General features: G+C 63.0%; 20 protein-coding genes and 4 tRNA genes. 17 read left to right on the top strand and 7 right to left on the bottom strand.

Going from position 1 to position 26587, the window contains the following annotated elements; translation table 11 throughout:
- The coding region (locus ACWPWQ_RS15060; protein WP_454010151.1) for a methyl-accepting chemotaxis protein at window positions 1-1473 on the bottom strand (1473 nt) is incomplete at its 3' end.
- Between the two features lie 275 nt (window positions 1474-1748).
- On the opposite strand from ACWPWQ_RS15060, the gene ACWPWQ_RS15055 reads away from it, so the two are divergent.
- The 4 genes from ACWPWQ_RS15055 (at window position 1749) to ACWPWQ_RS15040 (ending at window position 10367) form a co-directional block, all read left to right on the top strand.
- Window positions 1749-4055 carry a patatin-like phospholipase family protein gene (locus ACWPWQ_RS15055; protein ID WP_202047326.1) on the top strand — a complete coding sequence of 769 codons (2307 nt, stop codon included), beginning with the start codon at window positions 1749-1751 and terminating at the stop codon, window positions 4053-4055.
- Window positions 4056-4284: 229 nt separating this feature from the next.
- Window positions 4285-6882 (top strand): bifunctional aconitate hydratase 2/2-methylisocitrate dehydratase, encoded by a 2598-nt coding sequence (gene acnB, locus ACWPWQ_RS15050; protein ID WP_319917300.1) that lies wholly within the window; start codon window positions 4285-4287, stop codon window positions 6880-6882.
- Between the two features lie 238 nt (window positions 6883-7120).
- A complete protein-coding gene (locus ACWPWQ_RS15045; protein WP_454010153.1) occupies window positions 7121-8698 on the top strand; it encodes an EAL domain-containing protein in 1578 nt (525 codons plus the stop codon).
- A gap of 91 nt (window positions 8699-8789) precedes the next feature.
- Window positions 8790-10367, top strand: a complete 1578-nt coding sequence (locus ACWPWQ_RS15040) for an EAL domain-containing protein (RefSeq protein WP_454010150.1) — start codon at window positions 8790-8792, stop codon at window positions 10365-10367.
- Between the two features lie 10 nt (window positions 10368-10377).
- On the opposite strand, the gene ACWPWQ_RS15035 is transcribed toward ACWPWQ_RS15040, so the two are convergent.
- Complete coding sequence (locus ACWPWQ_RS15035) at window positions 10378-11289, bottom strand: LysR family transcriptional regulator (RefSeq protein ID WP_454010149.1); 912 nt, start codon at window positions 11287-11289, stop codon at window positions 10378-10380.
- A gap of 76 nt (window positions 11290-11365) precedes the next feature.
- Between ACWPWQ_RS15035 and ACWPWQ_RS15030 the strand changes: the two genes are divergently transcribed.
- From ACWPWQ_RS15030 to mdtD, 4 genes are all read left to right on the top strand, one after another.
- Complete coding sequence (locus ACWPWQ_RS15030) at window positions 11366-11983, top strand: LysE family transporter (protein ID WP_454010148.1); 618 nt, start codon at window positions 11366-11368, stop codon at window positions 11981-11983.
- Window positions 11984-12099: 116 nt separating this feature from the next.
- Window positions 12100-13506: a D-arabinono-1,4-lactone oxidase gene (locus tag ACWPWQ_RS15025; protein WP_454010147.1), complete on the top strand. Its 1407-nt coding sequence runs from the start codon at window positions 12100-12102 to the stop codon at window positions 13504-13506.
- Window positions 13507-13629: 123 nt separating this feature from the next.
- Window positions 13630-14757, top strand: coding sequence for a CobW family GTP-binding protein (locus ACWPWQ_RS15020; RefSeq protein ID WP_319917296.1), 1128 nt, complete (start codon window positions 13630-13632; stop codon window positions 14755-14757).
- 61 nt (window positions 14758-14818) lie between these two features.
- A complete protein-coding gene (gene mdtD, locus ACWPWQ_RS15015) occupies window positions 14819-16237 on the top strand; it encodes a multidrug transporter subunit MdtD (protein ID WP_265435668.1) in 1419 nt (472 codons plus the stop codon).
- 63 nt (window positions 16238-16300) lie between these two features.
- Here the strand turns inward: mdtD and ACWPWQ_RS15010 are convergent, their stop codons facing one another.
- The 3 genes from ACWPWQ_RS15010 to folB all read right to left on the bottom strand — a co-directional run bounded on the left by ACWPWQ_RS15010 (window position 16301) and on the right by folB (window position 19274).
- On the bottom strand, window positions 16301-18136 hold the full coding sequence (locus tag ACWPWQ_RS15010; protein WP_454010146.1) for a methyl-accepting chemotaxis protein: 1836 nt from the start codon (window positions 18134-18136) through the stop codon (window positions 16301-16303).
- Between the two features lie 195 nt (window positions 18137-18331).
- Window positions 18332-18850, bottom strand: coding sequence for a 2-amino-4-hydroxy-6-hydroxymethyldihydropteridine diphosphokinase (gene folK / locus ACWPWQ_RS15005; protein WP_454010145.1), 519 nt, complete (start codon window positions 18848-18850; stop codon window positions 18332-18334).
- 52 nt (window positions 18851-18902) lie between these two features.
- Window positions 18903-19274, bottom strand: a complete 372-nt coding sequence (folB, locus tag ACWPWQ_RS15000; RefSeq protein ID WP_202047317.1) for a dihydroneopterin aldolase — start codon at window positions 19272-19274, stop codon at window positions 18903-18905.
- A gap of 171 nt (window positions 19275-19445) precedes the next feature.
- On the opposite strand from folB, the gene plsY reads away from it, so the two are divergent.
- From plsY to ACWPWQ_RS14960, 8 genes are all read left to right on the top strand, one after another.
- Window positions 19446-20108, top strand: a complete 663-nt coding sequence (gene plsY, locus ACWPWQ_RS14995; RefSeq protein ID WP_139439591.1) for a glycerol-3-phosphate 1-O-acyltransferase PlsY — start codon at window positions 19446-19448, stop codon at window positions 20106-20108.
- Between the two features lie 47 nt (window positions 20109-20155).
- A tRNA-Phe gene (locus tag ACWPWQ_RS14990) sits at window positions 20156-20231 on the top strand.
- 50 nt (window positions 20232-20281) lie between these two features.
- Window positions 20282-20357 (top strand) — tRNA-Thr (locus ACWPWQ_RS14985).
- 3 nt (window positions 20358-20360) lie between these two features.
- Window positions 20361-20436: transfer RNA gene (locus tag ACWPWQ_RS14980), tRNA-Phe, on the top strand.
- Window positions 20437-20444: 8 nt separating this feature from the next.
- A tRNA-Asn gene (locus ACWPWQ_RS14975) sits at window positions 20445-20520 on the top strand.
- A gap of 254 nt (window positions 20521-20774) precedes the next feature.
- Window positions 20775-21794, top strand: a complete 1020-nt coding sequence (locus ACWPWQ_RS14970) for an OmpA family protein (RefSeq protein WP_454010144.1) — start codon at window positions 20775-20777, stop codon at window positions 21792-21794.
- Window positions 21795-22118: 324 nt separating this feature from the next.
- Window positions 22119-23462, top strand: a complete 1344-nt coding sequence (locus ACWPWQ_RS14965; RefSeq protein WP_454010143.1) for a potassium channel family protein — start codon at window positions 22119-22121, stop codon at window positions 23460-23462.
- Window positions 23463-23542: 80 nt separating this feature from the next.
- Complete coding sequence (locus ACWPWQ_RS14960) at window positions 23543-24301, top strand: Yip1 family protein (RefSeq protein ID WP_454010142.1); 759 nt, start codon at window positions 23543-23545, stop codon at window positions 24299-24301.
- 120 nt (window positions 24302-24421) lie between these two features.
- Here the strand turns inward: ACWPWQ_RS14960 and ACWPWQ_RS14955 are convergent, their stop codons facing one another.
- Window positions 24422-24754 (bottom strand): hypothetical protein, encoded by a 333-nt coding sequence (locus tag ACWPWQ_RS14955; protein WP_202047314.1) that lies wholly within the window; start codon window positions 24752-24754, stop codon window positions 24422-24424.
- A 358-nt stretch (window positions 24755-25112) separates the two neighbouring features.
- Entirely contained in the window at window positions 25113-25988 is an 876-nt protein-coding gene (locus ACWPWQ_RS14950) for an EamA family transporter (RefSeq protein ID WP_454010141.1), read from the bottom strand.
- Between the two features lie 97 nt (window positions 25989-26085).
- On the opposite strand from ACWPWQ_RS14950, the gene ACWPWQ_RS14945 reads away from it, so the two are divergent.
- Complete coding sequence (locus tag ACWPWQ_RS14945) at window positions 26086-26544, top strand: Lrp/AsnC family transcriptional regulator (RefSeq protein ID WP_247625437.1); 459 nt, start codon at window positions 26086-26088, stop codon at window positions 26542-26544.
- The last annotated feature ends 43 nt before the right edge of the window (window positions 26545-26587 follow it).

The following is a 26587-nucleotide window of genomic DNA, read 5'->3' as shown; positions in this document are numbered from 1 at the left end:
TGCCTCGATGGCGGCGTTGAGGGCCAGCAGGTTGGTCTGCTCCGAGATGCTGCGGATGGTGTCGAGTATGCTGCCGATGGAGTCGGTCTGGCTCGCCAGGGATTCGATGACCCCGGCCACCTGCTCTATCTCCCCGGAGAGGCCGACGATGCCGTGGCGGGCCTGAGCCACCACGACAGCACCCGCATCGGCCTGATCGTTGGCCTGTTTGGCCACGTCGGCGGCGAGAGACGCATTGCCGGCGATCTCGCTGACGGTGGCGCCCATCTCGTGGATGGCGGTGGCGACCTGGACGGTGCGATCCCGCTGGGCGGTACAGTTGTGCTGGGTCAGCTGGGCCTTGGCGGCCACCTCGTTGGCGGTGGCGGCGAGCTGGCGGGAGTTGCTCGCCACCTGCTCGATGGAGCCGTGGATCTTGGCGACGAAGTTGTTGAAGCCGGTGGCGACCTGGCTCAGTTCATCCCGTCCTTCCACCTTGAGGCGCTGGGTCAGATCCCCGTCACCACTGCCCAGTTCCCGGAACAGGCGGGCCAGTTCGTTGAGGGGGCGACTGACGGAGCCGGCCAGCAGGACGCCGAGCAGCCCCATGCCGACGGCGATGAGCAGGCTCACCAGCACTATGTGCAGTCGCGCCTTGTCCAGCTCGGCATAGATCTCGGCTTCCGGCACCTGGGCCACCAGATACCAGTCGAGCAGGGGGATATAGCTGGTGGCGAGCACCACGGGCTGGCCATCGATTTCGGCGTGGGTGACGGCGAACGGTTGCTTGGTCAGCAGGCTGCTAGCGCTGGAACCTGCCAACTGGGCCAGGTTGTCTCTGTCGATACGGGCGGCATCCGGGTGCAGCTTCACCTTGCCGCTGCCATCCGTCATGAAGACGAAGCCGCTGTCGCCGATGCGGAAGTTGGCGAGCATGCTGACCATGCTGTCGAGGGACTTGGCGAGGCCGGCGAGGCCGCGCCCGTCGAGCTGCTGGAAGTTGACGAACAGCTTCACCTCGCCATTGCTCTCGCGAAAGATGCTGAGCATCAGGTCCTGGCCGCTCTTGGTGTAGTCGTAGAACCAGTTGTCCTGCTCGTGGTTCAGGGTGCGCAGGAAGCCGTCCTGGTTGTAATAGGCGGCGCTCTGGCGATCGGCGAAGGAGGCGGTGACCAGGCCATACTGGCTCGTCATGTCCTTGAGCTGGTCGATGAGGATGGACTCCTGCTCCTTGGGCATGCCGCGGGCCACCCAGTCCAGCACGAAACGGTCATTGGCCAGCTGCCTGGCGGCGCTCGCGACCGAGGTGAGATCCTTCTCGATCTCCTTGCCGATGCGCTGGGTCAGGTTGGGCAGCTCCTGCTCGAACATGCGGGTCTCGATCAACTGCTGGGCCGAGCGCTGGCTGAAGTAGCCCACCAGCAGGCAGGAGAGAGCCACGGCGAGGATGACGGTGGCCAGAATTTTCTGTTTGAGTGTCAGGCTTGCGAACATAAGGGTGACTCGGGAGTGTGGACCTAAGGTTGAGTACATATTAACGGCTGAGCTGGCGTGCTCTTGAGGTGGTGGCGGCGATTATTGCCGATTAACGTTTGCGCTCACATCAGACCGGGACTGGATTGGCGCCGGTTATCCCTGGCTCTAGGGCCCCGGGGGTGATGACATCTCGCCAGCGGGGGCGCTTGCAGTTAAAGTTCTGGAACTTATAGTTGGCAGCACTCATGTCGGCGGGCTGCTCGCTCGACTCGCACGGATCAATGGACACTCATATGCGCATCTTTCATCGGGGATGGACCCATCTGCTTATGCTTCTGCTGGCGACCCTGCCATTGGCGGGGATGGCCCAGGCCAGTGACACCGGGCCCAAGGCTCGGGTGCACGGCGGCGAAGGCAAGGCGGAGCGACCCAGGATAGCCCTGGTGCTGAGCGGCGGCGGCGCCAAGGGGGCGGCCCACATCGGGGTGCTCAAGGTGCTGGAAGAGAAGCGCATCCCGGTCGACATCGTCGTCGGCACCAGCATGGGCTCCTATGTGGCGGGCATGTACGCCATGGGGCTCAGTGCCGAGGAGGTGGAGCGGATGACCCTGGCCATCGACTGGAACAAGGGGTATCAGGACAAGGTCGGTCGTGACGAGCTCTCCCTGCGCAAGAAGCAACAGAGCGAGAAGTACCAGCTGCGCACCGACATCGGGGTCAACGGTGACCAGACTCAGCTGCCGGACGGCTTCTTCCAGGGGCAATCCATGGCCAGCCTGCTGCGTCATGCCACCTCCAACCTGCCGGCCCAGAAGAGCTTCGACGATCTGCCCATTCCCTACCGCGCCGTGGCCACCGACATGGAGACGGTGACCCCCTTCGTGCTGGACAGTGGCAGCCTAGCCAAGGCGATGCAGGCCTCCATGTCCATTCCCGGCGCCCTCAAACCCGTGGAGTGGGAGGGACACATCCTGGCCGACGGCGGTACCGTCAACAACATGCCGGTGGACGTGGCCAAGGCCATGGGGGCCGACGTGGTGATCGCGGTGGACATAGGTGCCAAGCTGCGCACCCGGGAGTCGCTCAAATCCGGGCTGGCCATGATAGACCAGCTCACCACCTACATGACCCAGGTCGGCACCGAGAAGCAGAAGGCGCTGCTGGGGCCGAAGGACGTGCTGCTCAGCCCCGAGTTCGGTGATATGGGGATCGCCGACTTCGCCCGCATGCCGGAGGGGATCAAGCAGGGGGAGGCGGTGGCCGACCGCGCCGCTGCCCAGCTCGATGCCCTGTCGCTCTCCCCCGACGCCTATGCGGATTACCGCAACAAGAAGCTGAGCCGCCGCGCCGAGCGCAGCGGGCAGCCGGCCTACTACATCGACAAGGTGGAGATCCTCAACAAGTCGCGCCTCTCCGACGAGACGGTGCGGGCCATGCTCAAGGTGCGCCCGGACAAGGTGCAGACCTATGAGAGCCTGGAGGCCGGGATCCGCCGCCTCTACGCCCTGGAGTCGTTCGACCGCATCACCTACGAGGTGGAGGAGCGGGACGGCGAGAACGTGCTGGTGGTGGATGCCAGCGAGAAGAACTGGGGCCCGGGCTATCTCAACTTCCAGCTCGGCTTCTCCGATGACTTCGAGAGCAGCTCCAACTACAACGTCGGCATGTCCTATACCCTGACCAACGTCAACGACTGGGGCGCCGAGTGGCTGACCGAGGCGTCGCTCGGCACCGCCAAGCACCTCAAGACCGACTTCTACACACCGCTCGAGCCCTCCCAGACCTTCTATGGCGAGGCGAGCCTGGCCTATGACAAGACCCAGCGCCGGGTCTTCTTCCCGGAGGAGGATGTGAAATCGTCCGGGGTCCGTTATCTGGACTCCGAGTACAGCTTCACCAGCATGGATCTCGCCGTCGGCTGGAACCGCCAGCCCTGGAGCAGGTTGTCCCTGGGGCTGGAAGGCCAGGTGGGCAGCGTCGATGTCCAGAACCTGTCCGACGCGAGTGCGGATGCCACCGCCTGGGGCCCCTACATTCGCTTCGAGCACGACACCCTCGACAGTCGCTACTTCCCCTATCAGGGGATCTACTGGGACATCAAGGGGGGCTACTCCCACATCAAGATAGAGCCGACCGGCGAGCCGACGGAGAACACCGAGGGGCTCAACTACCACCTGGCGATGATCAAGCCCTGGTCATGGGGACGACACAGCCTCAACCTGATGCTGGAAGGGGGCGGCTCCTCTTCGGAGGAAGAGGTGCCGTTGTTCGTGCAGGATCTCGGCGGCCTGTTCCGGCTCTCCGGCTTCCAGCACTACCAGCTGAGCGGCCGCTACAGCCTGTTCAGCGGTCTGCGCTACATCTACCGGGTGGCGGACAACGACTTCGGGGCCATCAAGGCACCCCTGTTCCTCGGGGGCTCCCTCGAGCAGGGTGGGGTCTGGGACAAGGGGGATGACATCAGCCTGGAATCCTCCTATACCGCCGGCTCCGTCTATGTGGGGGTGGAGAGCTTCCTCGGCCCCATCTTCCTCGGCTATGGCATGGCGGAGGGGGGACACGACATGTTCTATCTGCAATTGGGCACTACGTTCCAATAAGGGTGAAATGCTGACTTTTTGTTAACTTGTCTGTGCTGTGTGTCTTGTCAGTTTAAAAAAACCTAACTGGCTTATATGGTTATGCTGGTTTGGTGAATAACTGCACAGGGTTTGGATTTTAATTACTCGTTAAAACTTATATAGTGGGGGGCACCCTACGGGTGTCCCGCAAGGACGATCGCCGCGAGCTTGGGCGAACCCCAAAAAAAAGACCAAAGAGGAATTAGTCGTGCTTGAAACATACCGTAAACACGTCGCAGAACGTGCCGCCGAGGGCGTGGTTGCCAAACCTCTGGACGCAGAGCAGGTCGCCGCCCTGGTTGAACTGCTCAAGAACCCGCCCGCCGGTGAACATGATTTTCTGAAAGAACTGTTGTCCTCCCGCGTTCCCCCGGGTGTCGATGAAGCGGCCTATGTCAAAGCCGGCTTCCTCACCGCCGTCGCCAAGGGCGAGGCCCACTCTCCCATACTGACCGCCGCCGAAGCGGTCGAGCTGCTCGGCACCATGCAGGGTGGCTACAACATCCAGCCGCTGATCGATCTGCTGGACGACGCCTCCCTGGCGCCTCTTGCCGCCAAGGGCCTGTCCCACACCCTGCTGATGTTCGACTCCTTCCACGACGTGGAAGAGAAGGCGAAGGCGGGCAATGCCCATGCCCAGCAGGTGTTGCAATCCTGGGCCGATGCCGAGTGGTTCCTGAACCGCCCCGCCCTGGCCGAGAAGATCACCGTCACCGTGTTCAAGGTGACCGGCGAAACCAACACCGACGATCTGTCCCCGGCGCCGGATGCCTGGTCCCGTCCCGACATCCCGCTGCACGCCCTGGCCATGCTGAAGAACGCCCGTCCCGGCATCACCCCGGACAAGGACGGCGTCATCGGCCCCATCAAGACCATCGACGCCCTGAAAGAGCAAGGCTTCCCGCTGGCCTACGTCGGTGACGTGGTCGGTACCGGCTCCTCCCGCAAATCCGCCACCAACTCGGTGCTCTGGTTCATGGGCGACGACATTCCCTTCGTGCCGAACAAGCGCGCCGGTGGCGTCTGCCTCGGCGGCAAGATTGCCCCCATCTTCTTCAACACCATGGAAGATGCCGGCGCCCTGCCCATCGAGGTGGATGTCTCCAAACTGGAGATGGGCGATGTCATCGACATCTTCCCCTATGAGGGCAAGATCACCCGTCACGGTACCGACGAGGTGCTGGCCCGCTTTGAACTGAAAACCGAGGTGCTGATCGACGAAGTGCGCGCCGGTGGCCGCATCCCGCTGATCATCGGCCGCGGCCTGACCGACAAGGCCCGCGAGGCCCTGGGTCTGCCGTTCTCCACCGTGTTCCGTCGCCCGCAGCCGGTGGCCGACACCGGCAAGGGTTACACCCTGGCCCAGAAGATGGTGGGCAAGGCGTGCGGCGTGCAGGGCATTCGCCCCGGCACCTACTGCGAGCCCAGGATGACCACGGTCGGCTCCCAGGACACCACGGGCCCCATGACCCGCGACGAGCTCAAAGATCTCGCCTGCCTCGGCTTCTCCGCCGATCTGACCATGCAGTCCTTCTGCCACACCGCGGCCTATCCCAAGCCCATCGACGTGCAGACCCACCACACCCTGCCGGACTTCATCATGAACCGCGGTGGCGTCTCCCTGCGTCCGGGCGATGGCGTCATCCACTCCTGGCTGAACCGCATGCTGCTGCCAGATACAGTGGGTACAGGCGGTGACTCCCACACCCGTTTCCCCATCGGGATCTCCTTCCCGGCAGGCTCTGGCCTGGTGGCCTTCGCCGCCGCCACCGGCGTGATGCCGCTGGACATGCCGGAATCCGTGCTGGTGCGCTTCAAGGGCGAGCTGCAGCCGGGCATCACCCTGCGTGACCTGGTCCATGCCATCCCCTACGCCGCCATCCAGAAGGGGCTGCTGACTGTCGAGAAAGCGGGCAAGAAGAACATCTTCTCCGGCCGCATCCTCGAGATCGAAGGTCTGCCGACCCTGAAGGTGGAGCAGGCGTTCGAGCTGGCGGATGCCAGCGCCGAGCGCTCCGCCGCCGGTTGCACCATCAAGCTGGATCAGGCCCCGATCATCGAGTATCTGAAGTCCAACATCGTCATGCTGAAATGGATGCTGTCCGAAGGCTACGGCGACGTGCGCACCATCACCCGCCGCATCAAGGGGATGGAAGAGTGGCTGGCCAATCCGGTGCTGATGGAAGCAGACAAGGATGCCGAGTACGCCGAAATCATCGAGATCGATCTGGCCACCATCAAGGAGCCCATCCTGTGTGCGCCGAACGATCCGGACGACGCCCGCCTGCTGAGCGAGGTGGCCGGCAGCCAGATCGACGAGGTGTTCATCGGTTCCTGCATGACCAACATCGGCCACTTCCGTGCCGCCGGCAAACTGCTCGAGAAGTACCAGGGCGAGCTGCCGACCCGCATGTGGATAGCGCCGCCTACCAAGATGGACAAGGATCAGCTGACCGAAGAGGGCTACTACGGCATCTTCGGTCGCGTCGGTGCCCGCATCGAGATCCCGGGTTGTTCCCTCTGCATGGGCAACCAGGCGCGCGTGGCGGAAGGGGCCTCCGTGGTCTCCACCTCCACCCGCAACTTCCCGAACCGTCTGGGCAAGGGTGCCAACGTCTACCTGGCCTCTGCCGAGCTGGCTGCGGTTGCCGCCATCATCGGCAAGATCCCGACAGTGGCGGAGTACCTGCAGTACGCCAAGACCCTGGATGCCACTGCGGCCGACACCTATCGCTACCTCAACTTCAACGAGATCGCCTCCTACACCAGGAAGGCCGATGCGGTGATTTTGCAGCAGGCAGTCTAAGCCTGGTCGGTCTGACCACTGGAAATAACAATGCCGCGTCTCGACGCGGCATTTTCCATTGATGGGGGTTGCGCGATAATAGGCCGCCAATCTCCCGCCACTGCGTCGTCGATTCCTTTTACCAGCGCGCTGCGTTAGGTTGTCTGGCCTGAATGGTCCCATTGTCTTCTGTGTGAAATGGGCGTTATTTCACTGCGGCGCTTGCCAGGGCAAGCCTGCGAATTGCGGCGTGGTTTCTATGTTCCTGTTCCGGATTGATCTTGCCCGTACGAGATGGCGCCTCGGCTGTGCCTTGCTGGTCTTGACCCTGCCACTGCTGGCGGGGGGCTGGATGGTGCACAGCAGCTATGAGCAGGAGTTGAAGAGCGACGCCAGCGCCTCTGCCTACAAGGCGAGAACCTTGCTCGAGCGCATGCTGGACCAGGCCGAGCAGGCCAACCTGGAGGCATTGCCGCTGGTGAACCGGCCCTGTGCCGGCAACCTGCTGCAACTGCGCAAGAGAGTGGCCCTCGAGCCTTTCCTGCGCTCGGTCAATCTGGTGCGCGACGGGGTGATCAACTGCACCTCGCTGTTCGGGCCTGTCCATGAGGTGGATGACAGGTCGGTCTACACCCAGAACAAGTTGCTGCTGATGCGCGGCAACAAGGTGAGTCAGGATCATCCGCTGCTGGTGGTGCGCCATGATCGCGGGCGCGATGCGGTGCTGAGCGCCATCGACAGCACCCAGCTCAGCTTCATGCTCGCCATGAGCAGCGACACCAGCGAGCTCTATCTGCAGGTCGGGTCGGCCTGGATCGATGAGTCCGGCCATCATCAGAACCAGCCCCCCAGGCTGCACTGCAAGACCCGCCTTGCCCTCGCCTCCCACCGCTACCCCTTCGCCATCCAGGCGGGCTATGCCATGCCGCTCTACTGGCACTCCCTGTGGGAGGCCCGCCATCTTGCCCTGCTATGGCTGGCTGGCACCTCTGTGCTGCTCGCGCTGCTGGTGTGGTGGGTGCTCGGTCGGCCGGGCTCCCCGACGGACGAGCTGAGGCGCGGGCTGCTGGCGGGAGAGTTCGTTCCCTACCTGCAACCCCTGATGGCCAGCAAGGACGGCCGCATGGTGGGGGCCGAGGTGCTGATGCGCTGGCAGCACCCGAGCTCAGGCCTGATCCGCCCGGATCTCTTCATTCCCCAGGCGGAAGAGTCCGGGCTGATAGTGCCCATGACCACCCACCTCATGAAGGTGGTGGCCCAGCTCCTGAAGCAGGTGCAGAGCCAGCTGCCCGAGGGGTTTCACATCAGCTTCAACATCAGCGCCGCCCATTGCCGGGATCTCTCTCTGCTGGCGGAGTGCCGCGCCTTCCTCGCTCACTTCCAGCGAGGGCGGGTGGCGCTGGTGCTGGAGCTGACCGAGCGGGAGCTGCTGGTGGCCAACCCCCATACCCTCTCCCTGTTCGCACAGCTGGACGAGATGGGGGTCAAGCTAGCCATCGATGACTTTGGCACCGGCCACTCCAGCCTGATCTACCTGCAGCAGTTCCATGTGGACTTTCTCAAGATCGACCGCTCCTTCATCGGGCGCATCGGCACCGAGTCCCTCTCCGAGCACATAGTCGACAACGTCATCGATCTCGGCCGCAGGCTGGGCCTGGCCCTGGTCGCCGAAGGGGTCGAGACCGAGCATCAGGCCGCGTACCTCAGGGGCAAGGGGGTCCACTACCTGCAGGGATTCCTGTTCGCGCGGCCCCAGCCGCTGCGCCAGTTCTGCCAGGGATTGACGGCAGGGGAGGCGGGCAGCCAGCCGGTTGCCGCCCGCACCACCTCCGCCTGATCCCTCGGTGAGGCTGCTCGTTATTTGACCGGTTAGGCCTGGGTTCAGCTTGGGTTGCTAACATGGCGTTCCTTTACGAACGGGATCCGCCATGCGTTATTGCTCCGCGGCCGACACGGCCAGACCCAGGCCAAGACTGCTGATCACCATGCTGATGTTCGCGCTGCCCATGCTGCTCGGCAACTGGGCCATGCTCGTTCGCTATCGGGTCGATCTGCAGTGGGAGTCCCATCAGGCGGCGAGCCATACCCTGGCGCTGATGGAAACCATGCTGTCTCATGCCCAGGCGGCCAATCGCCAGGCCTTGCCATTTCTGGGCAAGCCCTGCGCCGCTGCGCTGCCGACCCTCAGATCCCTGGTCGCCATGGTGCCCTTCGTGCGTTCGGTCAACCTGAGCCAGGGAGACAGCATCTACTGCACCTCCCAGTTTGGCCGACGCCGGATCCCCTATACCGCCGAGCAGTACAGTCAGGGCCAGCTGCGCCTGATGGAAGGGAACGAGGTACGGCGGCATCATCCCGTCCTCTCGGTGCGCACCAGTACTGTGCAAGGGGCAGTAATGACCCTGATCGATGGGGATTACCTCAACTTCATGCTGAGCCTGAACCAGGGAGCCATGCCCCTGATGCTCAGGGTGGGGAATAGCTGGCTCGACGAGGAGGGCCACTTCTTTGCCGCCGAGCCTCCCCTGGCGAGTCAGGAGCATGTCGAGCGCCAGGCTGCCGGCTATCCTCTCTCCATCTATGCGGGCTACTCCTCTGCTCCCACCCTGATGGGGCTGTGGCGCCATCATGGCTTCGGGGTCTGGCTGCTGTTTGCCTTCAGCACCTGCTTTGCCGCCATCATGTGGTGGCTGCTGGGGCGCCCCCGCTCCCCGATCAGCGAGCTGGCCCGGGCCCTGCGGGCCAAAGAGTTCGTCCCCTACCTGCAACCCCTGGTGGAGAGCGGCAGCGAACGCATCATGGGGGTCGAGGTGCTGATGCGCTGGCAGCATCCTGACGTGGGCCTGATCCGGCCGGATCTCTTCATTCCCCAGGCGGAGGCCAGCGGCCTGATCGTGCCCATGACCAGCCTCGTCATGGGGGTGGTGGCTGAGCGACTGGCCGCCGAGCAGGCGGGGTTGTCCGATGGCTTCCATGTCGGCTTCAACATCAGCGCGGCCCATTGCCGCGACGACAGCCTGCTGGAGGATTGTCGCAGCTTCCTCGCCCGCTTCGCACCGGGCAAGGTGATCCTGGTGCTGGAGCTGACCGAGCGGGAGCTCCTGGTGGCGGATCCCCATACCCTCTCGCTGTTCCAGGCACTGGACGAGATGGGGGTCAAGCTGGCCATGGATGATTTCGGTACCGGTCACTCCAGCCTGGTCTATCTGCAGCAGTTCCATGTGGACTACCTCAAGATCGACCAGTCCTTCATCGCGCGCATAGGGACCGAGTCCCTCTCCGAGCACATAGTCGACAACGTGATCGATCTGGGCCATCGCCTCGGCCTGACGCTGGTAGCCGAAGGGGTCGAGACCCGCGAGCAGGCGGAGTATCTCAAGGGCAAGGTGACCTATCTGCAGGGCTACCTGTTCGGTCGCCCCGCGCCCATCCAGCAATTCTGCGACGAGTGGCTGGCTGAGGGGCAAAATACCGACCCTGTCATGGAGTTGGTCGGACTGACCTGAGTCGGTTCTCTCAGCGCGCCAGGCTGTGCAGCCAGTTCGCCAGCGTCTCGTGGGGACTGCCGGGTTTGGGTCTGGCGGGGGCGAGCAGGTGGTAGCCAGTGCCATCCGGGACGAAGCCGAGCGGGGCCGCCAGCAGTCCGGCCTCCAGGTCGTCACACACCAGCCGGTAGGGGCCGATGGCGACGCCAAGGCCCGCCACCGCCGCCTGCAGGCTGAAGTAGAAGTGCTCGAAGCGCAGGCTGGGCGCCTCGTCATTCAGGCTATGCCCTGCATTCTCCAGCCAGCCTGGCCAGGCATCCGGGCGCGTCTTGGTGTGCAGACGGGGGGTCGAGGGGCGCAGGGCGGGCTCTTCCCCTCGCGGCTCGAAAAACTGCTCCACCTTGCCCGGCTGGCAGACAGGCCCGGTCAGCTCCTCGAACAGCAGCTGGCTGTGCAGATCCTCGGGCCAGTGGAAGTCATTGCGGCGGATGGCGAGATCGATGCCGCTGCCAAAGCTGAGGGCGCCGCCCCCCGCCATCAGATGGACGTCCAGCTCGGGGTGCAGGGCCTGAAATGCGGGCCAGCGCGGGATCAGCCAGCGCATCAGCAGGGTGGGCTCGCAGGAGAGCACCAGCGACTGGGGGCGGCTCTGCTGGCGCAGCGCCTGGGCCGTCTCCCGGATCTGGCCCAGCCCCTCCCTGACCGCCTGATAGAGCCGGTCGCCCGCCTCGGTCAGGAAGACCCGACGCTGACGTCGCTCGAACAGCCTGACGCCCAGATCTTCCTCCAGCAGGCGCACCGCCCGGCTGATGGCTCCATGGGTGAGGTGCAGCTCGTCGGCGGCGCGGCCGAAGTGCTCGGTGCGGGCCGCCACCTCGAAGCAGCGCAGGGCCGTCAGGGAGGGGAGCGAGAGGCTTTTCTGTGAATTTTTCTCACCGTTCATGTCAGAAGTTATCGTTCGTCATTGGGATAATTGCCAAATAAAATAGCCGATATCCCATGTGATCAGGACTATTTTCATGACCGAACTGTTAGCCGTAGTAGCCATTACCTTCTTTGCCGTCATCAGCCCGGGCCCCGATTTTGCCATGGTGTCGCGCAACAGCCTGCTGCTCTCCCGTCGCACCGGCGTGCTGACGGCGCTCGGCATCGCGGCCGGGGTCTGTGTCCACGTGAGCTACACCCTGCTGGGGGTGGGCCTGCTGATCCAGCAGTCTCTCTGGCTGTTCAACCTCATCAAGCTGGCGGGGGCGGCCTACCTCATCTTCCTCGGCATCAAGATGCTGCGGACCCAGCCCGCGACCGGTGAAGAGCTGGCGAGTCAGCCAGCCCTCTCCAGCCTGGGGGCGCTGCGCACCGGTTTTCTGACCAATGTGCTCAACCCCAAGACCACCATCTTCATCGTCAGCCTCTTCATGCAGGTGGTGCAGCCGCAGACGCCGCTGGCGGTCCAGCTCGGCTATGGCGCCTTCATAGTGCTGGCCCACGCCCTCTGGTTCAGCGCGGTGGCGCTCTTCTTCTCCAGCGCCTCGGTTCGGGTTCGTCTGCTGGCGGTGCGCCACTGGATCGATCGGATTTTTGGCGGTCTGCTGGTGGGTTTCGGTATGCTGCTGGCACTGACCCAGCCCTCGCGCTGAGGGGGAGGGTGCTGGTTCCCCTTATCCACCCTCGACTGTAGGGGCTTGTTTTTCATGCCTTGGCGCTCGCTTTTCGGTAGAATTGCCGCTCATTTTGAAGTCAGATGAGGCGCGGTATGACGGTCAGGTTCCAGGCATTTCACAGCATCAAGGCGATTGGCAATCGGGAGGTGCTGTTCAACTGGTCCAGGACCAATCCCCTCGGCGCCCTGGATCAGGTGTGGCGCCCGAAGAGCCGTGACGAGCTGCAGCAACTACTGCGGGAGTACCCGGATCGCAAGCTGCGGCTCATCGGCTCCGGTCTCTCCTTCGAACCTATCCACAGCGTCTATGCCGAGGGCAGTCAGGCGCTGCTGGTGGATTTGCACCATCTGCGCGGCCGCCTGGCCCAGAGCGCCGATACCGTCACCTACCAGGCGGGCACGCCCCTCGATACCGTCTATGGGGAGCTCATCGCCATGGATCGCATGCTGCCCGCGTCCCCCGGCGTCATCGGCATCCAGACCCTGGGGGGCGCGCTCAGCACAGGCACCCACGGCCAGGGGCTGCACCAGTCCTCCCTGTGCGATGCGGTGGAGGCCCTGACGGTGATGCTGGCCAACGGGGAGATCATTGGCGTGGATCGCGCCGATCCGCGCTTCGGTGCCTTCGTGATGGGCATGGGCATGCTCGGCGTGTTGCTCGACGTCACCCTGCGCACAGTGCCGAACCGCATCATGCGTTGCACCAAGTTCACCACCGACTACCCCTTCCTGCTGGAACACAACGAGCGGCTCAACCGTGAGCACGGCTTCGTGAAGAGCTGGTGGTTCGCCTGGACCGGCGAGAGCCACATCTGGCTGGTGGATCCCGCCTCCGAGGAGGAGGTGGCCCGCTACCGTGCCGGGGGCAGCGAGCCGCTGCTGCTGGAGGGGGACGTCGACAGCGCCCTGACAGCCGCACTCAATGACACCATAGATGCCACCCTGCAGAAGATGGCGCGGGACACCAAGGACGAGGCGCGGACGGGCGAGCACTTCGAGACGGTGCGCCGCTTCAAGGATGCCTCTGACCTGGTGGGCAACGTCTACCAGATCCTCTGCAAGGGGATACCAGCGCCCCAGATCAACTGCGAGGTGGCGGTGCCCCTCGAGCGCATGCAGGAGGCGCTGGAGATCCTGCAGCACTGGCAGGAGCGTAATCCGGGGGCGCTGCACTACCCCTTTATCCTGCGCTGCACCGGCCCCTCAGAGGCCTGGCTCAGCGCCGCCTATGGCAAGTCGGTGTGCTGGATCGGGTTTCTGGTCTATCTGGCGGCGGACGGCACCTTCGTGGGGGGCTCCATGGAGCAGATGCGCGAGCTGCAGCAGCTGCTGGTACCGCTCGGCGGCACGCCGCATTTTGGCAAGCACCTGGCGATGGATCTCTACGACTTCCCGACCCTGGTGCCGCGCTGGCACGACTTCCTGGCCTTGAAGCGCGAGCTCGACCCCCATGGCCGCTTCGAGAACCGCTGGCTCGGCGAGCTGTTCGCCAACCGCTGAGGCCGGCCTCTTGGAAAGGGGCGATATTTTTTGCTCCCTTCTCCCCGGGTGGGAGAAGGGGTGGGGATGAGGGGAAGAGATAGCCTCTTCAGGCCCCATGACGACAGGCGCTAAGGATGTGACATGACAGACCCGCAAGACACCAGAATCCCCGTAACCCTGCTGACCGGCTTCCTCGGCAGCGGCAAGACCACCTTGCTCAACCACTGGGTCAAGCAGCCGGAGCTCGGCGAGTGCGCCGTGCTCATCAACGAGTTCGGCTCTGTGGGGCTGGATCATCACCTGGTACAGCAGGTGGACGAGCAGGTGGTGCTGCTCGATTCCGGCTGCATCTGCTGCTCGGTGCAGGGCTCCCTGGTGGAGGCGCTGCAGGGACTCTTTATGAAGGCGATTCAGCGCAAGATAAAACCCTTCAAGCGACTGATTATCGAGACCACTGGCCTGGCTGACCCGGCTCCCGTGCTCTTTACCCTCAAGGAGGAGGGCTTCATCGCCCAGCGCTACCGTTTCGACGGCACAGTGACAGTGGTGGATGCCGGCCATATCGAGCAGCAGCTCGGTCAGCAATACGAGGCGGTCAAGCAGGTGGCCCTGGCGGATCTGCTGGTGGTGAGCAAGGGGGACCTGGTGGAGGAAGAGACGCTTATTCGGGTGGAGGCGCAGCTGGCCTCCCTCAACCCGGCGGCCCCCATCCAGCGGGTCAGCAACGGCGTGCTCTCACCCGCCGTGCTGGAGAAGCTCGGCGCCTACAACGAGGCGGCGGGGCGCGACGTGCGCCAGCTGCTGGCCTGGCTGCGCACCGAGTCCCCGAAACAGGGGCTGGCTTCCCCCATGCAACCCAGGATGCAGCCGTTTGCCGCCAAGGTGGGCACGGCCGCACCGACCCATTTCGAGCATGGCAACATAGAGAGCTTCTCCCTACGCATCGGCGAGCCGCTCAAGCCGTCCCGCCTGCTGGCCGCCATCGATGCGGTGCAGGGGCAGTATGGCGACGCCCTGCTGCGGCTCAAGGGGATCTTGCAGCTGGAGGGCGAGAGCCAGCCCGTGGTGATCCACGGAGTGCACGGCCAGCTCTATCCGTTGCAGGCCCTGGGGGAGTGGCCGGAGGGCAAGGCCCAGTCCCGGCTGGTGTTCATCGTGAAGAGCCAGGACAAGGCGGGGATAGAGCGACTCTTCATGGAGACGCTCAGGGCCCCTGAGCCCAGTCTGGAAGAGCAGCTAAGAGCCATGCTCGGCCAGCCGGATGCCTGATATGCTGATATGACCCGCGCCCGTGCGGGTCTTTTCTTATCTGTTGAGGAGACAAAGACTCATGCCTGACAGCACTCACCTGGTGACCCCCGCCCAACGCAAGTGGCTACCCTGGCTGACCGCGGTCGGCTTCTTCATGCAGACGCTGGATGGCACCATACTCAACACCGCCCTGCCCAGCATGGCCGAGGCCCTGGGGGAGAGCCCGCTGCAGATGCAGTCGGTGATCATCGCCTACATGCTGACGGTGGCCCTGCTCATTCCCGCCTCCGGCTGGCTGGCGGACCGATTCGGCACCCGCCGCGTCTACCTGGCCGCCATACTGCTGTTCACCCTGGGGTCCCTCGCCTGTGCGGCCGCCAATACCCTGCCCATGCTGGTCGCCGCCCGGGTGCTGCAAGGGGTGGGCGGCGCCTTGCTGATGCCCATAGGGCGCCTTGCGGTGCTGAGGGTCTACAGCAAGCACGAGCTGCTGCGGGTGATGTCCTTCGTCACCATCCCTGGTCTGCTGGGGCCCCTCATGGGCCCGGCGCTCGGGGGCTGGCTGGTGGAGGTGGCGAGCTGGCACTGGGTCTTCCTCATCAACCTGCCGGTGGGGGTGCTCGGCTTCATCGCCAGCTGGTACTTCATGCCCGATCTGCGCCAGCACACCGCCAGGTTCGACTGGCAGGGATTTGTGCTGTTCAGCGTCGGCATGGTGCTGGTGTCGGTGGGCTTGCAGGGGCTGGGGGAGCACAGCATCTCCACCGGCTGGGCCCTGTTTGCGCTGCTGTTCGGTCTGGCCGCCATGGCGAGCTACTGGCTCTATGCCGCCACAGTGGCGCAGCCGCTCTTCAGCCTGGCGCTGTTCAAGACCACCACCTTCGCCATCGGCATCTGGGGCAACCTGTTCGCCCGCCTCGGCAGCGGCGCCATGCCCTTCCTCACGCCGCTCTTCCTGCAACTGGGGCTGGGCTTCTCACCGAGCAAGGCGGGCATGACCATGATCCCCACGGTGATTGGCGCCATGCTCACCAAGACGCTGGTGAACAAGCTGATCCCGCGCATTGGCTATCGCCGCATCCTGATCGGCAATACCCTGGCGCTGGGGGTGATGATCGCCAGCTTCTACTTCATCGACAACCAGGTGCCGCACTGGGTGCTGCTGGTCTGGCTGGCGGTCTTCGGTGCCATCAACTCGCTGCAGTTCTCCGCCATGAATACGCTCACGCTGCAGGATTTGAGTGCCGAGCACGCCAGCAGCGGCAACGGCCTGCTCTCTGTGGTGATGCAGCTCTCCATGAGCCTGGGGGTGGCCATCGCCGCCAGCCTGCTCGGGCTCTTCTCCGCCGGGCAGCCGGCCCAGGCGAGCGAACGCTGGCTCGGCGGCTTCCACCTCACCTATCTGTGCATAGGTCTGATGTCCATGCTGGCGGCGCTCATCTTCGCCCAGCTGGCCAGAGATGATGTCAAGGAGAGACGGCGCCAAGGTCCGCTCTGATGACCACAGGGATGGCACGGCAAAAAGAGAGGGCGGCCCTGGCCGCCCTCTCTCATTGGGGTATCAGACCCTGAACTGATCGACAGCCCGGTGGAGCAGGCTTGCCTGTTCGGCCACGTTCCGGCTGGCGCGGCTGTTCTGCTCGGCCTGGGTCAGGGCGTCGTTGGCGATGTCGCGGATCACCACGGCATTGCGATTGATTTCACTCGCCACCGAGCTCTGCTCTTCGACCGCGGTCGCTATCTGAGTGCTCATGTCCATCATCTGGTCCATCTGACGGGTGATGTTGGCGAGCTGGGTGCTTGCCTCTCCGGCGGCCTCGACGCTGCGTTCCCCCTGGGTGCGGCACTCGCCGATCAGGGTGACCACGCTCTGGGTACGGGCCTGCAAGCCGGAGACGATGGCGGCAATCTCGCTGGTGCTCTGCTGGGTACGCATGGCCAGGTTGCGCACCTCATCGGCAACCACGGCGAAACCTCGTCCTTGCTCGCCGGCTCTGGCGGCCTCGATGGCTGCGTTGAGGGCCAGCAGGTTGGTCTGCTCGGCGATGGCCTGGATCACCGCCAGCACATTGCCCACCTGACGGCTCTCCTCGGCCAGGGCGATCACCTCCTGGCCCGAGGCTTCCAGCTTGGCGGAGAGGGAATGGATCACCGCCATCGTTGTCTCCACGCTCTCCCGACCCTGCTGGGCGCTCAGGTTGGTGGTGCGAGCACTTTCGGCGGCGCTCTCCGTGTTGCTGGCGATCTCCTGCACAGTGCTCTCCATCTCGGTGGCGGCGGTGGCAACCAGATCGCTCTCCTGCAACTGCTGCTGTGTACCTTCCTGGGCGGCATTGGCGTTGCGCTGCAATTGGGCTGTGAGGCGTTCCAGGTCCGTGACCGAGGAGACGACCTGGCCTATGACCTGGTTGAAGTGCTCCAGCATGGTGTCGAAGTCGCGGCCCATGGCGCCAAATTCGTCCCTGGAGCCGATGCGGGCGCGCAGGGTGAGATCGCTGCTGGCGGTGACCCGACGCATGGTGTCTGCCAGCCGTTGCAGGCCGGTCATGACGTCGCGGCCGATCAGCAGGTTGAGGCCGAGGGCGGCCAGTATGCCGAGGATGCAGAGCAGGACCATGATCCTGAGGGTGCGATCATGGGTGGCGTCGGCCTCCCGGGTCAGGGCCTGGGTCAGGGTCATGCCCGCCTGGCGCATCTGCTCGGCGCTGCGATTGAGCTCGCCCCTCAGCCCCTCGCTGGCACTCAGACCCAGGCGTTGCTCCTCTGTGACCAGGGCAAGGAAGTTCTGGCGGTAGCGTTCCAGCAGGGCGGCGAGGGCCGGTTCACCGGCGAGAGCCAGGGCCAGGGGGGCCAGGTTCTGTTCGAACTTGGCACGATAGTTGATGTCACGGCGCAGCATGAAGTCCTTCTCGTCCCGGCGCAGTTGCAGCATCAGCAGGCTCTCCTGCTGCTGACCCCGGGCCTTGAGCTCCTGCTCCAGGGCATGGATGGCCTGACGCAGGGCGCCGTAATGGCCGCTGGTAGGGGTGAGCCCTATCTTCTCCTGCTGGGCGCGCAGGGTCTCGAACTGGCGGCTGTACTCCTTGAGCTGGCTGGCAAAGGCCAGGATGTCGGCCTGCTGTGTGCCCCCATGGTCTCTTGCCATCTCGGCGAGCAGCTGACTGGCCTGGTCACTCTGGGTAATGAAGGCGGTGGCGGCAGCGGGGTCCCGGCTCAACAGGAACTCCCTCTCCTGCAGGGTGAGGGCGACGAGGTCGGCCTCCACCTGCTTGGCCTGCAGCATTTCAGCGTTGCTGCGCGACTCCTGCCCCGAGAAGTAAAACATGACCCCCATGACGACGGCCTGGATCCCGGCCACCAGGATGGCGGATAACACAAGTTTCTGTTTGACGTTCACGACGACCTCAAGGGGCAAGGGAGATGGCTAGCGTATCGGCGCTGAAGATATATCCTGAAGGTCGCTTTAGCGTTTTATTCTGCCGGTTTCGCGATATGGATTCGATGGGTTCTGTCATCCCACTGTCATATAGCGAAATAGTCTGGCGTCGCCCCGAACCGGCGGTGGGGTGTGTCCGGAAGGGGGCGGGCGCGATCAGGCCTGGATATCGGCCAGGACGCCGCTCGGCGTCCAGTGGAAGGGGATGGGGTCGAGGCGCTGGGAGGCCTTGTCATAGCCTTGCCACAGCTCGCCCAGGGGGCGGCCATAGGTGGGATGGCGCAGGCCGGGGGCCAGCTCCGCCAGCGGCCAGAGCACGAAGGCGTTGGTAAGGATCTCGCCACGGGGCAGTACCAGGGGGGAGTCGCAGACCAGATCCCCATAGAGCAGCAGATCGAGATCCAGGGTGCGGGGAGCAAACTTCTTGGCATCGGGCTCGCGGCCGTGGGCGAACTCCATGGCCCGTAGCCGCTGGCACAGAACGGCGAGGGGCAGATCGGTGTCTGCCCCCACCACCAGGTTGTAGAAGGGGCGGCCATTGAAGCCCACCGCCTCGCTCTCGAACACCCGGGAAACCTGCAACTCGCCAAACTCGGCATGCAGGGCATCGAGGCCGGCCCGGATGTGGCGCTCCCGCTCGATATTGGAACCCAGGCTGATGTAGATACGGGTCATGCAGCGCTCCCTGTTATCTGGTTCGAGCCCAGGCTGATATAGATGCGGGTCATCAGCAGGCGCTCGCGGCCGGGGTGCGGTGGCGCAGGATCTCGACCCCGACCCCGGCGGCATTGGGCACGGCACCCGGCTTGGTCAGGGTCACCTTGACCCACTGCACCCGCTGGTCGGCCAGCACCAGGGCGGCCACCTGCTCGGCCATGGTTTCGACCAGCTCGACGACCTTGCTCTGGGCGTGATCACAGATCTTGCGGGAGAGGGTGGCGTAATCCAGTGCCAGATTGATATCGTCGGTTGCGGCGGCGGGTCGGTTGTCGAATCCCATCTCGAGATCGAAACAGAGCTTCTGGCGAATGCCTTTCTCCCACTCATATACCCCTATGGTGGTCAAAACCTCGAGTCCGCGAATAAACACCTTGTCCATGACAGTACTTCTTCTTTACTCTTGATGGGCTGTGAAAACAGCGCAGGGATGCAGGCCTGGCAAGCCGATTGCCGCTGGCGGCCGGTTTGGGCGACAGGCTTTCGGGCAAGCCCAGACCAGAGAATGTGGCCCGCATCATACCCCATTCATATCGTGGTAAAAACGACCAAGATGACGGCCCTGACGATTTTGATGATTATTCTGGCCTATCTGGGCGGCTCGCTGTCCAGCGCCGTGCTGGTTTCCCGCCTCACGGGTCTGCCGGATCCCCGCGACCATGGCTCCCACAACCCGGGGGCGACCAATGTGCTGCGCCTCGGTGGCCGGATGGCCGCGCTGATCGTCCTGTTGCTCGACGTGCTCAAGGGCATGGCTCCCGTCTACCTCGCCTGGTATCTGCAGATCAAGCCCGTCTACCTGGGGTTCATCGGCGTCGCTGCCTGTCTGGGTCACATGTACCCCATCTTCTTCCACTTCCGGGGGGGCAAGGGCGTCGCCACTGCGCTCGGCACCATGCTGCCCATCGGCTTTGCCATGGGGGGCGCGGCGATCGCCACCTGGCTGCTGGTACTGCTGGTAAGCGGCTACTCATCGCTGGCCTCCATCATTACAGTGCTGCTGACCCCGCTCTTTACCTACCTGCTCAAGCCGGAATATACCCTGCCGGTCTCCCTGCTCTCCTGTCTCATCCTGGTGCGCCATCACGAGAACATCACCCGCCTGCTCAGGGGCGAGGAATCCCGGCTATGGGGCCGCCGAGGCACTGCTTCCCCCACAGAAGTGATAAAAACGAGTGATGCTGCGCAAAAAAGAGACGAACGAGACGAAAAGTGAAATTTCCCGTTGACCACCCGCCTTAAAATCCGTTTAATAGCGCCCACGCCCAGATAGCTCAGTCGGTAGAGCAGGGGATTGAAAATCCCCGTGTCGGCGGTTCGATTCCGTCTCTGGGCACCATATTTGGTGCCATGAAAGAAAAATTTGTTCATGCACAATAGTTTAAGTGTGCCGGCTTAGCTCAGTAGGTAGAGCAACTGACTTGTAATCAGTAGGTCACCAGTTCGATTCCGGTAGCCGGCACCATTTGCCCAGATAGCTCAGTCGGTAGAGCAGGGGATTGAAAATCCCCGTGTCGGCGGTTCGATTCCGTCTCTGGGCACCACTTACAATTCCTCCTTAGTTCAGTCGGTAGAACGGCGGACTGTTAATCCGTATGTCACTGGTTCAAGTCCAGTAGGAGGAGCCATTTCAAAAAGACCCCTGTCGCAAGACAGGGGTCTTTTTTTATAGTCTCGCATGCGTATCACCGCACATCGGGATGTGCTCGCTAGGATGTTGGCCGCAATGGCTTAATGGAAAGCTGAAAGTGCATTCAAAACAGGCGGTCAATGCATCATAAATGGTCTCGTTGCTTAAGCTCCTGTACAAGAACTGGTCGTTACAATGGTGCTCATATAGAACAAGGGCTGCAAGCCCGCAACTAGTATCGACGAGGCTGTGATGAACTTAAGACTGACACCTGTATGGATTGCATTGGCATTGGCTGGCACGGTTGCTCACGCAAGTGACGACATCTACTTTGGTGCCGGTGTCGGTGCCGCTCACTTCAACGGTCTGAACAAGGTAGAAGGCGTTGACAGTGGTACCGAAGACGCGTTCACCGGTAACCTCTTCATGGGTTACAACTTCAACGAGACGTTCGGTGCCGAACTGGGTTACCTGTACGCTGGCCGTGGCAATACCAATAGCGGCATCCACAACAACACCTACGAAAACCAGGGCGCCACCCTGTCCGGTATCGCCCGTCTGCCGTTGGGTGAGGACTTCTCCCTGTTCGGTGAAGCGGGTGCCTACTGGTCCCATACGCATGGCTTTGGGGTGACTGATTCCCGCGTGTCGCCGATGGCTGGCGTCGGTCTGACCTACAAGCTGAACGATGCCCTGGATCTGCAGGCGCGCTACCGCTACATGTGGGACGTGGCCGATCTGACCACCTACACCGGTGAGCAGTACAAGTCCAACCAGAGCGTGGCGACGCTGGAAGCCGTATATCACCCGTTCCGCACCTCCTACGTTGAGCCTGTTGCTGCTCCGGTTGTGGCAGAGGCGGCTCCTGTGATGGTCGAGAAGAACTTTTCCCTGAACTCAGACGTGCTGTTTGCCTTTGGCAAGGCAGATCTGAAGCCGGAAGGGGTGGAAGCCCTGAGCGGTCTGTACAAGCAGATCGTTGAATTCCAGCCGAAGGATGGCAGCGCCATCGTCGTGGGTTACACCGACCGCATCGGTTCCGATGCCCAGAACCAGCAGCTCTCCGAAGCCCGTGCCCGCACCGTGGCCGACTTCCTGGTGAGCCAGGGCCTGGCCACCAGCAAGATCGCCATCGAAGGTCGCGGTGAAGCCGACCCTGTCACCGGCACCCAGTGTGACGGCGTCAAGGGCAAGAACGAGCTGATCTCCTGCCTGGCACCGGATCGTCGCGTCGAAGTCCGCGTCTCCGGCGTGCAGGAAGTGCAGCAATAAGCTGACGTCAGCTCAGCTGATGTGAAGAGGGGATGCCATGGCATCCCCTCTTGCTTGTCCGGGCTCCCGCCTTTAGGACGGACGAAACCGCCTGGCATGGCGACCCTGGTGCCTTATCCCTCTTCAGCTTCGCGACAATCTGTCGTACCCCGCCTCTTATACCTTTCCTGTCAGTGAGTTACAGCCATCCTCTCGGCTAGTATGATGGCGTGACCGGCCTGTGCCCCCGCTTTCTGCGAACTGGCATCTCTCTTTGGGCGTGCAGGCACCTGATCCCCTCCCTTGGCAACCCTGGGCGGGACAAAACCATGATCGAGGTAATCTATGAATGCGACCGAGCTGTGGCAGCTTTCTCCCGAACAATTCAACGAGTGGCGGCGGGAGAATGACTATCCATTGATCTGGGAGTTGCTGGTGGCCTCGCTGCCCCATTTCGACGACTGGATGACAGAGCAGAAAATGGAGAAAAGCGTCATCTTCCAGATCGGCATCGCCCGCTTCATCAGCTCGCGATCCGTGCTCAGCCTCTGCGTCTACATGAGCGACGACAAGATAAGGCTCTATGAGAGCGCCTCTAGCGCGCTGGAGTCCCTGCGCAAGAGCGGCCTTATCCGCTCCGAGACGCGCTTCGAGCCCTATGCCATGTGGCTGGCCGCCAGGCATGGCAAAGCCGAGGTGAAGCGGGCGCAGAGCCTGCTCTCCGTCTCCGAGAACAACAAGGGGGAGGCCCAGGTGCTGGGCAAGCATCGCCTGCTCAACATCGGTGGCGTCGAGCTCAAGAGTCCCATCATCTCCGGCCGGCTGCTGGACTTTACCTGCCTGGACGAGCTTTCGCTGGACGGCGCCGTCAACAACTCCAAGGTCTATCTGTGGCACTGCTCGGCCAAGGGGGTGAGGGTCAACGGCGGGGTGATCGGCCTCGATCTGTTCGATTCCCTGCTGTGGGATCACAGGGCCTGGGCTAAGAAACGGGAGCTGGCGCTGGAGGATGGCGTGTTTCAGGACTTCACCATAGAGTGCGAGGAGATCCGTTTTCACGCCTCCCGGGCCGTGCTGAAAAATTTCAACGTCAGTGCCAAGAACTTCGATGCCACCATGGAGCACACCAATCTGGACAAGGTGCAGGTGGTCTACAACGAGAATGGCCGGATCGATCACAACGAGGCCAGCAAGCTGTACCGCAACGCCAAACGCATCTTCTCCAGCGTGGGAGACACCGTCGATGCCGGCGAGTGTTATTACAAGGAGAAGCTGCACGAGATGAAATCCCTGGCAAGCCCGAGGGAGCTGTTCAGGGAGCGCTGGCTGCGCAGCGGCCTGATGACGAAGGGGTGGCTCTCCCTGCTGTGCTATCTCAAGTGTGCCAGCAAGTTTGTCAGCTTCATCACCTGGGGATTTGGCGAGCGGCCGATAAGAAGCCTGCTGATGTCGATGGGGGTCATACTGCTGGCGACCTTGACCTACTTCCTGGCGCCGGAGTCCGTGACCCATGGTCACCTGGGGCGCTCCCTCTACTTCAGCATAGTGACCTTCGTGACCCTGGGTTACGGCGATATCTCCCAGACCTCCTCTCCCCTCCAGTTGTTGTCGGCCATAGAGGCGTTCTGCGGCATGTTTCTGACCGGCCTCTTCCTCGCAGGCTTTGCTTCAAAGACCAAGCAGTACTGACGATAGCGCTGGCGGCGGTGACACCACTAGCCCTGCCGCCAGGGACTGACCAGCCGCCAGGATCCGCCAGCACGGCGGGGATGGCGTTCTTCCTTGACGCACCGGCAGTGGAGCGACTTTATTTAGAGTCATGGGTCGCGCTTGCGATGGATGGTGCGCCTAGTGTTGCACGAGAAGAAAACAGGGGAGCGAGAGCGGTATCGATCAGTCCACAATCGAAGCAGAGAAGGAATAACGCTATGATATTGAATCACTTATGGGGATTGTATGCGCATCCTCACACCGAATGGCATACCATAGACGAGAGGCATGACAGTTTCCGAAACAGTCTGACTCATATCCTGATCGTGGCCCTTATCCCGCCCATCTGTGCCTATTATTCCGCCGTGCACATAGGTTGGAGCATTGGCGTCGGTGAGCCCATCACCCTGACCGCGAACAGTGCCCTCATGCTGTCGATAGCCATGTACGTGACGCTCATCATAGGCGTCCTCGCACTCTCCTATCTGGTGCACTGGATGGGTCATACCTTCGGTTCGGATCCCAGCTACACGACATCGCTAGAGCTCGCGGCCTACACCTCCACACCGCTGTTCATGGTCGGTTTCTCCGCCTTCTTCCCGCATCTCTGGTTCATGATGATCATAGGCCTCATCGGGCTCAGCTACTCGGTGTACCTGCTCTATGTGGGGGTGCCTATCCTGATGCACATTCCCAAGGAACAGGGGTTCATCTATGCCAGCTCCGTGGTCACCGTCGGTCTGGTGCTGCTGGTCTGCGTGCTGGCGGCCACGGCCATTCTGTGGGGATCCGGTTTTGGACCCGTGTTTACCCATTAGCCGCTGACGAACCGGCAGAAACGACAAGGGCGCCTCTATGGCGCTTTTGTCATGGGGCTCACTCACCCTTTCTGGCCGGGTCCGGGCAACCGGATGGAGTGAAAGCGTCGGTTGCGAGGATCAGCGCGGGTTGCCGCTGCCGATGCCAAAGGGGATGCGGTAGTCGCTGCTCTGATCCCCCAGGCTCACTGTCAGGTTGCCCTGGGCGCGGCTCGGGAGTTGCACCTGCTGGGTGCCCATCAAATTGGCGTGGACGGAGGCCACCAGATCGCCGGATTCGTCGCGCACCTCCAACATGGGGTTGCTCTTGCCGGCCATGGCAGCGCTGGCATGCCAGTTCACGAACAGCACACCCGGGGTGGCATTGAAGTCGGCGGGAACGGCAGCCTGGGCAACACCGGCACTCATCAGGCCTGCGACGGCCAGCATCTTGATTACATTTTTCATGTTCATTCACTCTCTTGGTTTTTATGTCATTGGCAAGGCCGGAGAGGCCAGCATCAATGCATCCTTGCAAGAGGTTATTCAAATACTATGTAGTTCTTTTACTGACATCAGACACCCTGTTTCGGGTATCACAGCCTTGAACAACTGGTTATTTGGCCGCTTGGCGATCCTGCCTAAGCGATGAGTGAATGGTAAACAGGTCATCCCTTGGTTGTTAGCGAGATTAACTGGTCTAGATGTTCAAAAAACATGAACAAGATATGAGGGAGCTGCCACTCAGGTCTATCTGCGTCTGAGCCGCTCCCGCCAGCGGCCTGCAGGACCGTTGCCGAAATGAGGCCAGCCATCGTCTCTGTTGGGGGGATCAGGCCGGGTCGGCGCGTCGTCGTCCCCCATGCCAGGTGGTGCCCATCGACGCGGCTATGATGGCGGCTATCCCCAGCCACTGGGACGGGGGCAGTTGCTCCCCCAGTAGCAACAACCCCATCAGGGCGCCCATGGCGGGCTCGCCGCTGGTCAGGATGCCGTAGCTCTTGAGTGGCAACCGGCGCAGGGCAAACATCTCGAGGGAGTAGGGGATGGCGCTCGAGAGCAGCCCCACCCCGATGATGGTCAGGATCACGGGGAGGGTGAAGCTGGCCTCGCTCGCCCCGCCGAGGCCGAAGGGCAGCACCAGCAGGGTGCCCACCCACATGCCCAGCGCCGGCGCCTGGGCCCCCAGCAAGGCACCGGCCCGCTTGCCGGTCAGCATATAGAGCCCCCAGAACACGCCAGCCCCGAGAGCCAGGGCGGCCCCCAGGAGATCTATGGCCTGCTCGGCCTCCCGCAGGGGCAAGAGCAGCAGCAGCCCGGCGATGGCCAGCGCCAGCCAGAGGAAGTCTGCCCGGTGGCGGGAGTTGAGCAGCGCCACCGTCAACGGGCCGATGAACTCGATGGCCAGCGCCACGCCGAGGGGGATCCGCTCGATCGCCAGATAGAAGAGCAGGTTCATGGCCCCAAGCGACAGTCCGTAGGGGATGGCCCCCAGCAGGGTGCGCCTGTCGAGGGGGGCACGCCAGATGCGAAACACCAGGGAGAGGAGGAGGGCGGCACACCCCAGCCGGAATAACGTGGTGCCGGCGGCTCCCAGCAGGGGAAACAGCGACTTGGCCAGGGAGGCCCCCAGGGTGATCGACAGCATGGCGAGCAGGACGGCCAGCAGGGAGGAGAGGGCATTGGGATTGGGTTGCATGGTGTTCATACCGGGGCAGGACGATGAGCAATAAAATATATCTGGAGACCGCCGTAATTTCGGTCTAATACTGGCATTGCACGATAATTTTTATCTAATGAGCCCCATGACCGACAAATTTGACCTGCTCATCCTCGCCGAGCTGCAGCAGGATGCCCGTCTGCCCATTCCCGAGCTGGCCCACAGGGTCGGCCTCTCGGCGCCCGCCTGTTACCGCCGCGTCCGGGCGCTGCGGGAGGCGGGCCTCATCGAGCGGGAGGTGGCGCTGGTGGCCCCGGCCACCATGGGCTGGCCCATCACCATGCTGGTGCTGGTGACCCTGGAGCGGGATCACGGCCGCATCGTCGATGAGATGATCGCCAGCCTGCAGCGGGAACCCGAGGTGATGGATCTCTGGTACGTGACGGGTGAGCAGGACTTCGTGCTGCAGGTCGCCGCGCGAGACATGCAGAGCTACGAGCAGTTCACCCGGCGGGTGCTCCATGCCAGGGAGCAGGTGCGCAGCTTCAAGACCCTGGTGGTCATGGGACAGCACAAGCGTTGCGGCGCCTTGCTGCCCGGGTGAGGAAGGGGGAGGGGGCCGCCGCCTTGACGGAATCAAAGGCGCG

The organism is Aeromonas sp. Marseille-Q7275, from assembly GCF_965119515.1.
The sequence above is the reverse complement of the archived record's forward strand: the minus strand, read 5'-3'. Positions and strand labels throughout refer to the sequence as shown.

Bases quoted from the DNA above. Each gene is read 5' to 3' on its own strand.
- ACWPWQ_RS15055 (WP_202047326.1), top strand. From the start codon at position 1,749: ATGCGCATCTTTCATCGGGGATGGACCCATCTGCTTATGCTTCTGCTG.
- ACWPWQ_RS15045 (WP_454010153.1), top strand. From the start codon at position 7,121: ATGTTCCTGTTCCGGATTGATCTTGCCCGTACGAGATGGCGCCTCGGC.
- ACWPWQ_RS15040 (WP_454010150.1), top strand. From the start codon at position 8,790: ATGCGTTATTGCTCCGCGGCCGACACGGCCAGACCCAGGCCAAGACTG.
- ACWPWQ_RS15035 (WP_454010149.1), bottom strand. From the start codon at position 11,289: ATGAACGGTGAGAAAAATTCACAGAAAAGCCTCTCGCTCCCCTCCCTG.
- ACWPWQ_RS15030 (WP_454010148.1), top strand. From the start codon at position 11,366: ATGACCGAACTGTTAGCCGTAGTAGCCATTACCTTCTTTGCCGTCATC.
- ACWPWQ_RS15025 (WP_454010147.1), top strand. From the start codon at position 12,100: ATGACGGTCAGGTTCCAGGCATTTCACAGCATCAAGGCGATTGGCAAT.
- ACWPWQ_RS15020 (WP_319917296.1), top strand. From the start codon at position 13,630: ATGACAGACCCGCAAGACACCAGAATCCCCGTAACCCTGCTGACCGGC.
- mdtD (WP_265435668.1), top strand. From the start codon at position 14,819: ATGCCTGACAGCACTCACCTGGTGACCCCCGCCCAACGCAAGTGGCTA.
- folK (WP_454010145.1), bottom strand. From the start codon at position 18,850: ATGACCCGTATCTACATCAGCCTGGGTTCCAATATCGAGCGGGAGCGC.
- folB (WP_202047317.1), bottom strand. From the start codon at position 19,274: ATGGACAAGGTGTTTATTCGCGGACTCGAGGTTTTGACCACCATAGGG.
- plsY (WP_139439591.1), top strand. From the start codon at position 19,446: ATGACGGCCCTGACGATTTTGATGATTATTCTGGCCTATCTGGGCGGC.
- ACWPWQ_RS14970 (WP_454010144.1), top strand. From the start codon at position 20,775: ATGAACTTAAGACTGACACCTGTATGGATTGCATTGGCATTGGCTGGC.
- ACWPWQ_RS14965 (WP_454010143.1), top strand. From the start codon at position 22,119: ATGAATGCGACCGAGCTGTGGCAGCTTTCTCCCGAACAATTCAACGAG.
- ACWPWQ_RS14960 (WP_454010142.1), top strand. From the start codon at position 23,543: ATGGCGTTCTTCCTTGACGCACCGGCAGTGGAGCGACTTTATTTAGAG.
- ACWPWQ_RS14955 (WP_202047314.1), bottom strand. From the start codon at position 24,754: ATGAACATGAAAAATGTAATCAAGATGCTGGCCGTCGCAGGCCTGATG.
- ACWPWQ_RS14950 (WP_454010141.1), bottom strand. From the start codon at position 25,988: ATGAACACCATGCAACCCAATCCCAATGCCCTCTCCTCCCTGCTGGCC.
- ACWPWQ_RS14945 (WP_247625437.1), top strand. From the start codon at position 26,086: ATGACCGACAAATTTGACCTGCTCATCCTCGCCGAGCTGCAGCAGGAT.